Source organism: Methanobacterium alkalithermotolerans (genome assembly GCF_018141185.1).
GTDB classification, from domain to species: domain Archaea; phylum Methanobacteriota; class Methanobacteria; order Methanobacteriales; family Methanobacteriaceae; genus Methanobacterium_F; species Methanobacterium_F alkalithermotolerans.
The window spans coordinates 705,644-719,780 of the sequence record NZ_CP058560.1 but is presented as its reverse complement, the minus strand read 5'-3'; the positions used below and the strand labels follow the sequence as shown (position 1 = coordinate 719,780).

Annotated in this window: 16 protein-coding genes; 10 read left to right on the top strand and 6 right to left on the bottom strand. The window is 36.6% G+C overall.

Features of this window, described 5'->3' with window-relative positions; translation table 11 throughout:
* Positions 1-38: 38 nt before the first annotated feature.
* From moaC to sppA, 5 genes are all read right to left on the bottom strand, one after another.
* Complete coding sequence (gene moaC / locus HYG87_RS03385) at positions 39-518, bottom strand: cyclic pyranopterin monophosphate synthase MoaC (protein WP_211533825.1); 480 nt, start codon at positions 516-518, stop codon at positions 39-41.
* A gap of 111 nt (positions 519-629) precedes the next feature.
* The gene (locus HYG87_RS03380; RefSeq protein WP_211533824.1) at positions 630-1,697 is read right to left on the bottom strand and encodes a glycosyltransferase family 4 protein; all 1,068 of its coding nucleotides are present in this window, start codon (positions 1,695-1,697) and stop codon (positions 630-632) included.
* A gap of 27 nt (positions 1,698-1,724) precedes the next feature.
* Positions 1,725-2,798, bottom strand: a complete 1,074-nt coding sequence (cbiD, locus tag HYG87_RS03375) for a cobalt-precorrin-5B (C(1))-methyltransferase CbiD (RefSeq protein WP_211533823.1) — start codon at positions 2,796-2,798, stop codon at positions 1,725-1,727.
* A gap of 32 nt (positions 2,799-2,830) precedes the next feature.
* Positions 2,831-3,091: an MJ0307 family thioredoxin gene (locus tag HYG87_RS03370; protein WP_211533822.1), complete on the bottom strand. Its 261-nt coding sequence runs from the start codon at positions 3,089-3,091 to the stop codon at positions 2,831-2,833.
* A 285-nt stretch (positions 3,092-3,376) separates the two neighbouring features.
* Positions 3,377-4,288 (bottom strand): signal peptide peptidase SppA, encoded by a 912-nt coding sequence (gene sppA / locus HYG87_RS03365; protein WP_211533821.1) that lies wholly within the window; start codon positions 4,286-4,288, stop codon positions 3,377-3,379.
* Positions 4,289-4,594: 306 nt separating this feature from the next.
* Between sppA and HYG87_RS03360 the strand changes: the two genes are divergently transcribed.
* The 9 genes from HYG87_RS03360 (at position 4,595) to HYG87_RS03320 (ending at position 11,319) form a co-directional block, all read left to right on the top strand.
* A complete protein-coding gene (locus HYG87_RS03360) occupies positions 4,595-5,452 on the top strand; it encodes a shikimate kinase (RefSeq protein WP_211533820.1) in 858 nt (285 codons plus the stop codon).
* Positions 5,452-5,763 (top strand): chorismate mutase, encoded by a 312-nt coding sequence (locus HYG87_RS03355; RefSeq protein WP_211533819.1) that lies wholly within the window; start codon positions 5,452-5,454, stop codon positions 5,761-5,763. The genes HYG87_RS03360 and HYG87_RS03355 overlap by 1 nt, the downstream gene beginning before the upstream one ends.
* Positions 5,750-5,944 carry a 30S ribosomal protein S17e gene (locus HYG87_RS03350; protein ID WP_211533818.1) on the top strand — a complete coding sequence of 65 codons (195 nt, stop codon included), beginning with the start codon at positions 5,750-5,752 and terminating at the stop codon, positions 5,942-5,944. The genes HYG87_RS03355 and HYG87_RS03350 overlap by 14 nt, the downstream gene beginning before the upstream one ends.
* A gap of 104 nt (positions 5,945-6,048) precedes the next feature.
* Positions 6,049-7,269, top strand: a complete 1,221-nt coding sequence (locus HYG87_RS03345; protein ID WP_211534197.1) for an aspartate kinase — start codon at positions 6,049-6,051, stop codon at positions 7,267-7,269.
* Entirely contained in the window at positions 7,266-8,159 is an 894-nt protein-coding gene (dapA, locus tag HYG87_RS03340) for a 4-hydroxy-tetrahydrodipicolinate synthase (protein ID WP_211533817.1), read from the top strand. The genes HYG87_RS03345 and dapA overlap by 4 nt, the downstream gene beginning before the upstream one ends.
* Before the next feature lie 98 nt (positions 8,160-8,257).
* Positions 8,258-9,082, top strand: a complete 825-nt coding sequence (gene dapB, locus HYG87_RS03335; RefSeq protein WP_211533816.1) for a 4-hydroxy-tetrahydrodipicolinate reductase — start codon at positions 8,258-8,260, stop codon at positions 9,080-9,082.
* Between the two features lie 62 nt (positions 9,083-9,144).
* Positions 9,145-10,188: an aspartate-semialdehyde dehydrogenase gene (gene asd / locus HYG87_RS03330; protein WP_211533815.1), complete on the top strand. Its 1,044-nt coding sequence runs from the start codon at positions 9,145-9,147 to the stop codon at positions 10,186-10,188.
* A gap of 21 nt (positions 10,189-10,209) precedes the next feature.
* Positions 10,210-10,779 carry a phosphatase PAP2 family protein gene (locus HYG87_RS03325; RefSeq protein WP_249164883.1) on the top strand — a complete coding sequence of 190 codons (570 nt, stop codon included), beginning with the start codon at positions 10,210-10,212 and terminating at the stop codon, positions 10,777-10,779.
* Between the two features lie 18 nt (positions 10,780-10,797).
* Positions 10,798-11,319 (top strand): hypothetical protein, encoded by a 522-nt coding sequence (locus HYG87_RS03320; RefSeq protein ID WP_211533814.1) that lies wholly within the window; start codon positions 10,798-10,800, stop codon positions 11,317-11,319.
* A gap of 31 nt (positions 11,320-11,350) precedes the next feature.
* Here HYG87_RS03320 and HYG87_RS03315 read toward each other — a convergent pair whose 3' ends face one another.
* Entirely contained in the window at positions 11,351-11,956 is a 606-nt protein-coding gene (locus tag HYG87_RS03315; RefSeq protein WP_211533813.1) for a cyclase family protein, read from the bottom strand.
* Positions 11,957-12,210: 254 nt separating this feature from the next.
* Here HYG87_RS03315 and thsA point away from each other — a divergent pair, with 254 nt between their 5' ends.
* Positions 12,211-13,845 (top strand): thermosome subunit alpha, encoded by a 1,635-nt coding sequence (gene thsA / locus HYG87_RS03310; protein WP_211533812.1) that lies wholly within the window; start codon positions 12,211-12,213, stop codon positions 13,843-13,845.
* Positions 13,846-14,137 lie beyond the last annotated feature (292 nt).

Genomic DNA, 14,137 nt, shown 5'->3' with positions numbered 1-14,137 from the left:
CATTTAAAGTATCATTATATCCCGAACAAATCTTTTATTCAAAGTATTTCTTCTTTATTTTTTTCAACTACTCTAATATCTTTAATGGAGGTAGAGGGATATTGACCATCTACATCTTTTTCCACACTCTTAACCATATCCCATATGGTTAATAATCCAACACTAACTCCAGTGAGGGCTTCCATCTCCACTCCTGTTTTTCCGGCTGAATTTACACTTACAATTACTTTTATATGGTCATTTAATACTTTAAAGCTAACTTCTATACCGGTGACAGGCAAGGGATGGCACAGGGGAATAATACTGGAAGTAGATTTGACGGCATTTATAGCTGCAATCTGTGACGTGGTGAGAACATTACCCTTTTCCAGGGCACTATTTTCAATTAAATCAATGGTTTTCTTTTTTAGAAAAATTTTCCCTGATGCAACTGCACTCCTTTTCAGGGAAGGTTTATCTCCTACCTCTACCATATGAACCCCATCTGTGGTTAGATGAGTGAAATCCTTATTTTTCATATTTATTCTCCTTCTAAGCACTTACATCTTAATAATATTCTTGAATAGCATAATCTGATACTATTATTTTAATTAATATTAGTATTAAATATTTCTAATATGTAATTTAGATTAATATGGTATCTTAACATTTGCATATTTCAAAGCCTTTTTTCGTGCTTTTTTACCCATTTTTTCCCTTAAATCTTTATTTTCAAGTATTAAATCAATAGCTTCTGCTAAGGCAATAGGATTTCTGGGTTCCACCAGTACTCCCACATCTTCGGTTACTAGTTCAGGTATACCTCCCACAGAAGTTGCCACTACTGGTTTTCCTGAAGCCATGGCTTCTAAAAGGGCAATTCCAAAACTTTCTGATAGTGAAGGGAGGACCACTAATTCTGCAGCAGGTATTATTTTATCTATATCATAGCGGGCCCCGGTAAAATGGACATCTTTAATATTTTCATACTCTACCATACCCTTTAAATCCTGCAGTAGAGGACCATCACCAACAATGGCCAGAAATGCAGATTGTTCCATAAAATTTTTAGCTCTTAAAAGATACTGAACACCTTTTTGACGAACCAGATTTCCTAAAAATAGTACAAGGGGTTTATCTTCCGCAATACCTATCTCCTTTTTGAAATCACTTACATTTCCCGGATTAAATTTTTCCACATCCACCCCATTCCAGGTAACCTTTAGTTTTTTATCCACTCCGGGGATGTTCATTTTTAAAATCTTATCTTCCAGGGATTTACTTACCACAAATACCTCATCTGCCTTTTTTAGAATCAGGCGTAATAATGGCTTTAAAAATTTCCGGGAAGATAATAAAAATACATCAGATCCATGTAAAGTTATACAGATCTTTTTACCGGTTAATATCCCTCCTAAAACAGCCACCAATCCGGGTGGGAGTAAATAATGGGCATGGATAAGATCAATGTCATTTTTCTGGACCATTCTAATCAACTTCCAGGTGGCGGTAATGGTGAATATAAAACCTCTTAATCCAGGTATTGGGGGGGTGGGAGCGTATTCTACATATAAATTGGTTTCGTCTATTTTTTCATGGGGATAGGTTAGCACATAGACTTCATCCCCCCTTTCCAGGAGAGCATTTGATAATAAATAAACATAGGATGCAATTCCACCTACATGGGGAGGAAAATGACCCACCATACATACTTTCATATTATTTAATCTCCAGGTTGCGCGAATTTATTTTTTATATGATGGATTTAGAACTGTTCCATCCATACGCACTATGATAACTTCTACTTTAAGCGGAAATCTGTCCTGTATTTTGTCTTTAATAGATTGGGAGATACTCTGGAAAACTTCCTCCCGGATAGATTCCTTATTCAAAATATCAACCATATCCTCTGTGGTTTTTTTGGAGAAAATTTCTGCAATTAAGGTTGGTGATGCACCTTTCAATGCTGCATGGGCGGCTATTATTTCAGTTCTGGCATCAGCTACAGAGTGTTTGGTATTGAATATGCCACCGGCTATTTTAACCAGTTTACCTGCATGACCATAAATAATTAATTTTTTAATTCCTTTTTCCACTGCCTTTTCCAGCATAAAACCAACATAATTACTCATTTGAATTATCTGGTCTTTTTCAACTTGCATTGAATTTAAGGCTAGTTTTTCACCAATATTACCTGGAACATAAATCAAATCCTCATAACCCATGGCCAGGGCCACATCCAGCTGACACTCCAGTGAATCTTTATAAGCAGCACTGGACATGGGTCGTGATATGCCTGTGGTACCTAAAATGGATATCCCTCCCTCTATACCCAGGCGGGGGTTCATGGTTCGGGACGCAACTTCTTTTCCACCAGGAATGGATATGGTTATCAGGGCCCCTTCCCCATCAACCAACAAGCTTTTCACATTTTCCTCAATCATACTTCTAGGTACAGGGTTAATGGCAGCTTCACCAACAGGGATTTGCAATCCTGGTTTGGTAACCAGTCCCACTCCTTCACCTCCCCTGATGGAAATTACTTTATTGGTGGTTATGGTGACTTCTGCAATGATTTCCAGGTTTATAGTAACATCCAGATCACCATATGGCTTTTTAATCACCGAGGCCCGGGCAACATTGGAATCTTTTTTTTCAATATTATGAACTTCTATTTCCAGTTCACCAAAAGGAACATTTATTCTAACTGATTTTAAATCTGTTACTCCTTTAATGGCCATTAATGCTGCCACTGAAGCTGCAGTTGCTGCACTACCTGTGGTGATACCATAGGGAGCTTTGTTATTCAAAGGAGTCATTAATAAATCCCAAAAAAAATTATAAAAAAAATTTATTCATTTAATTCTTCTTTAATTGCCTGCATTAACTCTTCTTTGGAGGGGGCACCTACAAACTTGACTACACCATTCATAGCAATCGCTGGAACAGCCATTAGTCCATAATTCACGGCTTTTTCTCTATCTTGCATGATGTCAACTGTTTCAACTTCCAGAACATCTCCTAGATCTTTTTTAGCCTCATCCACTACTTCTATTGCCATAGGGCAGTAAGGACAGGTGGGTGAAGTAAATACTTCGATTTTTACAACCATGTTTAAACCTCCATATTAGAATTACTTTTTTCTCTTTAACTGAACTATTAAATTAATGTTATATTTTATTTATCCTTTTTTTATAAAAGCTATTCCCTTTGTAAAATTTCTTTTTTTTGTATTCTGGATTTAATACTTATTTTTATCCCATCTTAAGGAAATTTTAAAAAAGGGAGGGGAATGTTCAATTAAATAATGAAAACTTTTATTTTTCAACTGGGTTTTCCACTAATTTAATTAAGAATTAAGAAATAAGCAAAAAAAAACAAAAAAGGGATTTTCAGATTAATAAATATTCTGAATAGTTTCCTGATTCATATTTTCCCCAATACCCATTCCCAGTGCGTAGCCAATTTTAGTGCCTATGCTGCTAAGAAGGGATTCCAGAGTGGTACGGGGAGCAAAGCTAACGACAGTATAATCTTTAATACCTGCTAAATGGGCGGCTATATCCAGAGCTTCATCTTTGCCACCTAAATCATCCACCAGCTTCAGATTTTTTGCCTGTCTTCCGGTGTATATTTTTCCCTCGGCAATTCCTGCCACATAACTTTTACTCAGGTTCCGATTTTTTGCCACCTGTTCTATGAAATAATCATATTCTTCATCAACCATATTCTGCATCATTTCTTTTTCTTCTGGAGTTAATTCCCGGTAATCTGCACCCATGTCCTTGTACTCTCCTCCTTTAATGGCGTATTTGTTGATTCCCTCCCGGTCATATAATCTTGAAAGGTCAATTAGATCCACCAGTACTCCAATACTACCTACCCATGATGAGGGGCTGGCCACGATGCGATCTGCTCCAGATGCAACTAAATATGCTCCAGAAGCACCAGTATCACTTATCCAGACTACCACTGGTTTTTCAGAATTTTGAACTGATTCCATAATTTCTTCACTGGCCACAGGACTTCCACCTGGACTATTCACCTCCAATAATATGGCTTTAACATTTACATCCTGATTGGCATTTTGTATTAGTTCTTTAATAACATCAGGATTACTTACACTGCTACCCATCAAACTTGATGGTGAATACGCAATTTGTCCATATATGGGAATCACAGCTATGCTTCCACTGGCGGATGGACTCCACGAGTTTCCTATAACTGAGATTAAGGATAATAAAATTATTGCAAGCAATACCAGACCTCCTATGGAGCCCAGCAAAGCCATCTTGTTTTTTTTATCCATAATATCATCTTTTTAGATATTCTTAAATTATAGCATTTTTGGATTGAAATTTATTACACAAACAATATTTAAATCTTTCTGATTTAATACAATCTTAAAAATTCGATAAAACATTTATTAACCCTGTTTCCAGATAATTCCATTATCCAGAAACTTAAATATTTAGTTTATCTTAAATACTTTTTACTAAATTCTTTAGAATAATTATTATTAACACAATATATTTTTGTTACAGTTATATAATAGTAATTTGATAATCACTTAATTCCCTATTCATATCTTCCGGTAGCTAAGTAAGGTGATATCTTGAAAAAAAAGGTAATGGCTCCTGGTTCAGCCACAGTAATAAATGCCATATCAACAGGTAGTGGATCAGCATTTGGAATAGATCTTCATGTAACGGCAGAAGCTAGTTTAAAACAATCTGGAATAAAATGTTCATCTAATCCTGATGTTAATCCTCTTTTAATGGAATTATGTGTAAAGAAGGTACTGGATTATCATGGATTAAACACCGGGATTAGAATCAAAACCAGTTCAACTCTTCCGGTGGCTTCTGGTCTTTCCAGTAGTAGTGCTACTTCTAATGCCGTGGTTATGTCCACTACAAGGTTGCTGGAAGAAGAATATGAATTGAAACCCATGTCGGATATGAAAATACTTAATATGGCCATTGATGCCTCTTTAGAAGCTGGGGTTACTATTACGGGGGCTTTTGACGATGCCAGTGCCTCTTTCTTTGGAGGACTAACCATAACCCACAATTTAAAAAGAGAACTTATATACCATGAAAAGTTGGAAAAGCAAAACATATTAATATACATGCCCGACAGAAAGTCACTGACCGCACAATCTGATGTTAAGCGAATGAAGCTTCTGGCACCCTGGGTGGATATGGCCTTTCAGCAAACTCTCCAGGGAGATGTGTTCAATGCTTTGACTTTAAATGGGTTTTTATATTGTGCAGCACTGGGATTTGATTCAAATATAGCTCTTGATGCTCTTGATGCTGGTGCGATAGCTTCTGGATTGTCTGGAACTGGACCTTCATTTGTGGCGGTAGTTGATGAAAAAAATCAGGAAAATGTCCAGGAAGCCTGGAAAAAATATCCCGGTAATATCATTGCTACTAAAATAAATAATATTGGCACCAAGGTGGTTTAATGGATAAATCCCGTGCTTTAAAACTTCTTCAGGATTCCCGGGAAAGAATTGATAGTATTGATGAAGAAATCTTATCTTTAATCAGTAAAAGGACAGCTCTATCCCGTGATATTATTAAGGCTAAAATATTTCTGGATATGGATATACATGACCCTAAAAGGGAAGAAAATATCCAGAAAAAAGCAAAAAATATAGCCAGAAAAAATAATATTGATGAAGAAGGACTCAGACAGATAATGAAAATACTTACAGATTTAAATAAAAAAGAACAAGAAGAAATATTGAGGAGGAAAAATAATGGGAAATATTAGAACATCATTTGTTAAAAGAATATCCAGAGAACTAATTGAAACTCACCGGGGTAAATTCACCACTGATTTTGATGAAAATAAAAAATTGGTGGAACAATATTCTACCGTAAGTACCAAACATTTACGAAATAAAATTGCAGGATATGTTACCCGGTTAATTCGAAATAATGCAGTACTTTAAGGGTTCAAATAACTAAATAAAAGTGTATTGACCCTTATACACTTAAATTCATATTTTATATTAATTATTTTTATTATATATTATACTAAAGGTTGTGGATCTTGATGGAAACAATAGTGGCCAAATTCGGAGGAACATCCATAGGCAATGGCAAAAGAATTAGAAAAGCAGCTCAAGCAGTGGTAAATGAATATATGAAGGGAAAAAAGGTAGTGGTGGTAGTATCCGCTATTGATAAAACCACAGACGAATTGCTGCATATTGTGGATGAATCCATGGAAGATACGGTAACAGAAAAACAACTGGCTGAAATAGTTTCCATGGGTGAAATGACCAGCGTAAGAATATTCTCATCAGCTATAGAATCACTGGGAGTTAAATCGGAATATGTGGATCCTTTTAGCAATAAATGGCCTATTGTTACCGATAGCACTCTTTTAAGTGCAAAAGTAGATTTTGAAGCAACTGAAAATAAATCTAAAGAAATCATGAAAATGATGGACCAGGGAATAATTCCAGTGGTTTGCGGATTCTTAGGTCGGGACACTGAAGGCTACATAACAACTTTAGGAAGGGGAGGAAGCGATATAACTGCTTTCCTTTTAGGACATTGTTTAATGGCTGATGAAGTTATAATTGTCACCGATGTAGGGGGGGTAATGTCCACTGATCCTAATATGGTAGAAGACGCTAAAAAATTAGATAAAATTTCAGTAGAAGAGATGAGAGACCTGGCCACCCACGGCGCCCAGGTACTGCATCCTCATGCCCTGAAATATAAAGATCCTAATATTAATGCAAAGATAATTGGATTTGAACATGGAGACCTTTCTGCTGTGGGTACAGATATAATTGGACCTTCAGAACAGGAAATGCTCAAGACCACCACCTTACATGGAGAACCTATTTCGGTTATTGCGGTAGTAGGTGACGGTATTCTCAATAAAACAGGTATTTTAGCTGAACTGACATCTATTCTGGCTAAAAATAATATGAACATATTTGGTATTTCCACCGGTCAGATTTCAATTACTGTATTTGTCAACAAAAAAGATGCCGAGGAAGCCCACCGCATATTACACGATGTGGTGGTGGAAAATGAAAATTTATCATCACTTTCTTTAGGAAAGGAAATAGCAATGATTACAGTTACCAGTCCAGATTTCATAGATACTCCCGGCATAATATCTGATGTTACCGAACCTCTCAGAAAAAATAATATCAATATCGTAGAAATATCATCATCACAGACTTCAGTGGTGATTTTTCTGGAGTGGAAAGATGGTAAAAAAGCTTATGAATTGGTTAGGGGTGTCTTAAAATGAATTTAGAAGGTACTACTGTGGCTATGGTTACACCATTTACCTCTGATGATGAGGTAGATGAACCAGGGATGAGGGAAAATATAAATTATTTAATAGAAAATGGTGTGGATGGTATTCTAACAGCAGGAACCACCGGAGAGTCAGCCACCATTACTCATGATGAACAACGAAAAATGATTGATATTCTAGTGGACGAAGTTAATGGCAGAGTAAATACTATTGCTGGTGCAGGTAGTAATTCTTCTAAAGAAGCTTTAAGTCTGGTAAAATATGCTGAAAATGCAGGTGCTGATTTTGCTCTGGTTATTACTCCCTACTATAATAAACCCCAGCCCCATGGACTGGTCAACCACTACCAACTAATGGCGGATAATACGGATATTCCTATTATCGTTTATAACGTACCATCACGTACCGGTACAGATATAGATGTGAATACCATAATCCAGGTGGCAGAAATGGACCACATAGTAGCTATTAAAGAGGCTAACCCGGATATGGATAAGGTTTCCATGATTCAGAAAGAACTTCTGGCCAATGATCTGGAAGACCAGTTTATGATACTTTCGGGAAATGACAACTTGACTTTACCCATGATGTCTTTAGGGGCCAAAGGGGTCATATCTGTATTGGCCAATGTTGACCCGTCTCGTATGAGTAGAATGGTTAATGAAGCATTGTCAGGCGATTTTGAAGGTGCTTACCAGACTCATTATGAAATATATAATCTGATGAAAATTTTATTTGTTGAGAGTAATCCGGTGCCAGCTAAAGATGCTTTGAATATGATGGGAAGACCGGCAGGCCATGTTAGAATGCCTCTGGCACCACTAAAGGATGAAAGTAAGGCAAAACTTAAACTGGTTTTGGAAGAACTTTCCCTGATTTAAATTCATTAATAATTACCAGGGTATCTTTCTATTTTATTTTTAGCAGGAAAATAATAAACATATTTTTTTTTAATCATCTTGATAGGCGGTGTATAATAATGATTAAAGTAGCAGTGACTGGTGCAGGCGGAAGGATGGGATCCGGAATAATTAAAACTATTCTTCAACAGGATGATATGGAAGTAGTGGCTGCAATTGAAGCCCCTAACACTCCTCTGGAAGGTAAAGACGTGGGTGAAGTTACAGGAATTGGTTTAATTGGTGTAAAAATCACCGGGGCAGAGAAACTGGCCCAAACACTCCAAAAATCCAATGCAGATGTACTGGTGGACTTCACCATTGCCACTGCGGCATTGGAAACTATCAAAACTTCAGCAAGCTGCGGAGTAAATTTGATTGTAGGTACCACTGGATTCACACCGGAACAATTAAAGGAAATAAAATCAGCCATAGTTGAAAATAACATTAAAGCTGTGATATCACCTAATATGGCTATTGGAGTTAATGTATTTTTCAAAATACTTCAGGAACTGGCTCCTATTTTGTCGGATTACGATGTAGAGATAATTGAAGCCCATCATAAACATAAAAAGGATTCGCCTTCTGGTACTGCCAATCGGGCTTTTGAAATAATAGCTAATGGATTGGAACGTGAACCTTCAGAAGTAGGAATATATGGTAGAAATGGTTTGATAGGTGAACGTACTAAAGAAGAAATTGGGGTGCATGCTGTACGTGGTGGGGATATTGTAGGCGATCATATGGTGCTATTTGCCGGGGATGGTGAAAGACTGGAAATTGTGCACCGGGCCCATAATCGTCAGGCATTTATAAGTGGAGTCATAAAAGCCCTGAGATTTATTAAAACTGCTGATAGTGGGAAAATTAATGACATGGCTGATGTACTGGGAATTAATAGATAAATTTAATTATTTTAGATCAATTAATATAATTCTAATTAGTAATAGGTATTACAGGTGATAAAATGGTAAATGTGGGTATTCTTGGAGCAACCGGAATGGTGGGCCAGAGATTCATAGAATTACTGGACCAGCATCCAAATTTTAATATAACCGCCCTTACTGCTTCTCAAAGGTCGGCTGGAAAAAGATATGAAGATGCTACTACCTGGTATTTAGATAATAAGATGCCGGAGTCTGTTAGAGATATTGTGGTGGTGGATACAGACCCTTCTCAGGTAGATGATCTGGATATTGTTTTTTCTGCTCTACCTTCTGATACTGCGGCGAAAGTTGAACCTGAATTTGCCAGGTCTCATATCGTGGCATCTAATGCCAGTGCTATGAGAATGGAAGATGATGTACCTCTGGTTATCCCCGAAGTAAACCCAGAATATCTGGACCTAATTGAAGTTCAACAAAAAAATAGGGGTTGGGATGGATTTATTGTAACTAATCCTAACTGTTCTACCATTGCCCTTACCCTTACTCTGAAACCTCTCTATGACCGCTTTGATATAAAAAGAGTTTATGTTTCCACCATGCAGGCTGTATCAGGTGCAGGTTACAATGGGGTTCCTTCCATGGCTATTGTGGATAATCTGGTACCATTTATTGGAGAAGAAGAAGAAAAAATTGAAACTGAGACACTGCACCTTTTAGGAGACCTGGAAGATGGCGTAGTTACTCCTGCTTCCTTCGGAGTCAGTGCTTCCTGTCACCGTGTGGCTGTGGTGGATGGCCATACTGAAGCAGTTTTCATTGAAATGGAAGATCCAGCGGATGTGGAAGAGATTGAAAGCACCATGGCTGATTTCACTGGTTTACCTCAAAAATTAGATCTTTACTCTGCCCCTAAAAATCCAGTGGTGGTTCGGAGTGAAGAAAACAGACCCCAGCCTAGAATGGATCGTAATGAATCTGGAGGAATGTCGGTGGTTGTTGGTAGAGTACGACAAGATGTGGCATTTAATAATAGTTTTCGATATGTTCTGGTTGGGCATAATACGATTAGGGGTGCTGCAGGAGCTTCTATACTCAATGCAGAACTTATAAATGAAATACTTTAATTCATTTTTTTAGTTGATTTTATGCTGGACCAGTTTGCGGAATACGTGACTAATCTGGACATATCTTTTTTTTACTTTTTAAACATACAGCTTAAAAATCCTCTATTTGATTTTTTAATGCCTTTAATTACTCAATTAGGGACTCAATTTTTTTGGCTCATATTTTGTGGATTACTATATATTTTTGGAGGGGAAAAAGCAAGAAATGCTGCTTTTTTATGCCTTATAGCTTTAATATCCGGCTATTTTTTCACGGAATTATTAAAGATTTTGATTGCTCGCCCCCGACCTGGTGAAATTTTATCTGATATTTCTCTTTTAACAGATATGAGTGGATATGCTTTCCCTTCTGGACATTCAATCGCTGCTTTTTCTGCTTTCACCATTTTGGGAATCAAATATGAACATATCTACCTCTTCCTATTTTTTGCAGGAATAGTTGCATTTTCACGCATTTATCTGGGGGTCCACTACCCCCTGGACGTCCTTGGGGGGTCGCTTTTAGGGATAATCTTTGCACTAATAGTTTTGAGGATGGAAGGAAAAATTATAAGAACTAAAAATAAAATAATAAATAAATACATCAATTAAATTCTTTAAAGTGGTAACATGCGGTTTATAAAAGACACAGAAAAAGAACAGTTAAAACGCCTGGTAAAGGCATGCATGTTAGAAATCAGCAAACTTAAAATGGATTTAAAAAAGTGCCGGGAACATAATAATAATGTTCCAGATGTTCAGCAATCAAATTCTGAAATAGAAATTAATTCAGATAGGGTTGAAGAACTTGAAATATCATTAAAAGAAAAAGATAAAACTATTCTAGAATTAAAACAATCTCTTAAAAATCAGGATAATCGTATCAATGATCTGGAAGAAATAAAAACTTATTTTGAAGCTTTAACTGCTAAACCAAAAAGAGATCTCACTTCATTCCAATCTCAAGTATACATGTTACTACCCTCTGAAAAGGCCAACACGGAGAAAATGCATAATATAATTAAAAAAATTGGTTTTAAAGAACTTTCTATTGATAATATGTTTCATATACTTCGTAACTTAGAACGGAAAGGTTATTTCTCTTCAGAAAGAGTAAATGACGTAATCATATGGAAAAAAATCGAAAAATAATTTTATATTTAAACTTATTTTGTTTACTTTATTATTTAATTTTAGCAAAAGCCCTTACTGGTGACGCCTCCCCTTCCAGAGCTAAGGGGATGAAATAAATTTCCACAAGAGGTGATTTAATCAAATCCAGATTTTTTAAATTTTCCACTATCCACCGACCATTAGAAAGTAATTTTTGATGTATGGTGATTTCACCAGGTGGATCTACACTGGGACCATCTATTCCCACACCCTTTATTTGACTTTTGGAAATGATTTCAGCAGCTTCCAGGCTTAAATAGGGATTATCTTTAAAATATTCTTTTTTCCCCCATTTATTACTCCAGCTGGTTCTAATAATTAGTATATCCATATTTTCTAAGGATGGCAAATCCTCAGCTTTTACCTCTTTTTCAACATCGATTATCCTGGCAGTTCCCATTAAGTCCTTTAAGTTTATCTGATTAATTTTTAGCCCGGATGAATGGAAATGGTAAGGTGCATCAATATGAGTACCGGCATGCAAACCAGTTTTTAAGATAGAAAGAGAATACGAATGATTTTCAAAATTTACTATTTCTTCCAGAATAAAAGGTGGATCCTGGGGATAAACAGGCATCCCATTGGTAAGAACATGGCTTAAATCTAATATTTGCAATTAAACACCACTAATTATAGATATTTTTATTAAATCATCGATAATAATTGAACTTACAATTGATTATAAAATCTAACTTTGTATATAATATTCAGATTGGGGAAATTTAATATATCTCCCTCCCACTTTAAATACAGTCTTAAATAAAGTTTTATTATTTAAGGCATTACTCTTTTTGGCTTATCAAAAACTATTTATAGAACCTCTAACCCATCGATTAATTGTATATTTGAAAGAATTTGAGGTGATTATTTATGGCACAATATAGTGGACAAGGCCAACCAATTTTAGTTTTACCGGAAGGTACTAACAGGTTTATAGGAAGAGACGCTCAGAGAATGAACATTTTAGCAGGAAAAGTTTTAGCAGAGACAGTAAGAACCACCCTAGGTCCTAAAGGTATGGACAAAATGTTAGTGGATTCGTTAGGAGATATTGTAGTCACTAACGATGGTGTAACTATTCTCAAAGAGATGGACATCGAGCACCCTGCAGCTAAAATGTTGGTAGAAGTAGCAAAAACTCAGGAAGACGAAGTTGGAGACGGTACCACCACCGCAGTAATTATTGCTGGTGAATTACTCAAAAAAGCAGAAAACTTATTGGACATGGACATACACCCAACCATCGTAGCCATGGGATACCGACAAGCTGCTGAAAAAGCCCAGGAAATATTAAATGTTATATCTATTGATGCTGACGACAGAGATACTCTGGTAAAAGTAGCCATGACTGCCATGACTGGTAAAGGAACCGAAAAAGCAAGGGAACCTTTAGCTAAACTGGTAGTAGATGCAGTCAAACAGGTAGAAGAAGACGGCGAAGTGGAAATTGACCACATCAAAATAGAGAAGAAAGACGGTGCTATTGTGGATGAATCTACTCTGGTACAGGGAGTAATTATCGACAAAGAAAGAGTACACCCTGGTATGCCTAAAAAGGTGGAAGATGCTAAAATAGCTCTACTAAACTGCGCTATTGAAGTCAAAGAAACCGAAGTAGATGCTGAAATCAGAATCACTGACCCTGCTCAAATGCAGGCCTTCATTGATCAGGAAGAACAGATGATCCGAGATATGGTTTACTCCATAGTGGACACTGGTGCTAAAGTTGTATTCTCCCAGAAAGGAATAGATGACCTGGCCCAGCACTATCTGGCTAAAGCCGGTATACTGGCTGTTAGAAGGGTTAAAAAATCCGATATGGAAAAATTATCCAAAGCCACTGCAGCTAATGTGGTAACCAACATCGAAGATCTATCTGAAACTGACCTGGGACTAGCCGGACTTGTATCTGAAAAGAGAATTTCTGGTGAAGAAATGATCTTTGTAGAAGACTGCAAAGAAGCTAAAGCAGTAACCCTACTGGTTAGAGGATCCACCGATCACGTAGTATCTGAAATTGAAAGAGCCCTTGATGATGCTATAGGTGTAGTAGCTGCTACTGTGGAAGATGGAAAAGTAGTTGCTGGTGGAGGAGCTCCAGAAATAGAACTGGCCAAAAGATTAAAAGACTATGCTGATGCTATTAGTGGAAGAGAACAACTTGCAGTAGCTGCTTTTGCAGAAGCCCTAGAAGTTGTACCTAAAACTCTAGCTGAAAACGCTGGTCTGGACAGTATAGACTCTCTGGTTGATTTAAGAGCTGCTCATGAAACCTCACCTTACATGGGACTGGATGTATTTGAAGGCGAAGTAACTGACATGTATAAAGCAGGCGTTATTGAACCTCACCGGGTTAAAAAACAAGCCATCCAATCTGCTGCTGAAGCTGCTGAAATGATTCTCAGAATCGACGATGTAATTGCATCTAGCGGTTCAGGAGCCCCTGATATGGAAGGAATGGAAGGAATGGGCGGTATGCCTGGCGGTATGCCTCCTATGATGTAATTTAAGGCGAAAGCCTTTTTATTTTTTATTTTTTGGGATATAAAATATTTTTCATGGATTTTTTTTTTAAACGCAACTTAAAAAAACAGCTATTTTTCTAAAAAAACTTTAATGCAGTGTTGTGTATTATCGAATTTTTCATTGGATTTTTTTATTCTAATTAGAAATTAAGTACTTATTTAATAATGGGCTAGATTAATACTCATATTAAATCCTTTTTACTTAAAAAAGGCTCTTTAATGGGATATTATTTAAAAAAAAGTTTTATATAGTTTCTAAAATAGAATATATA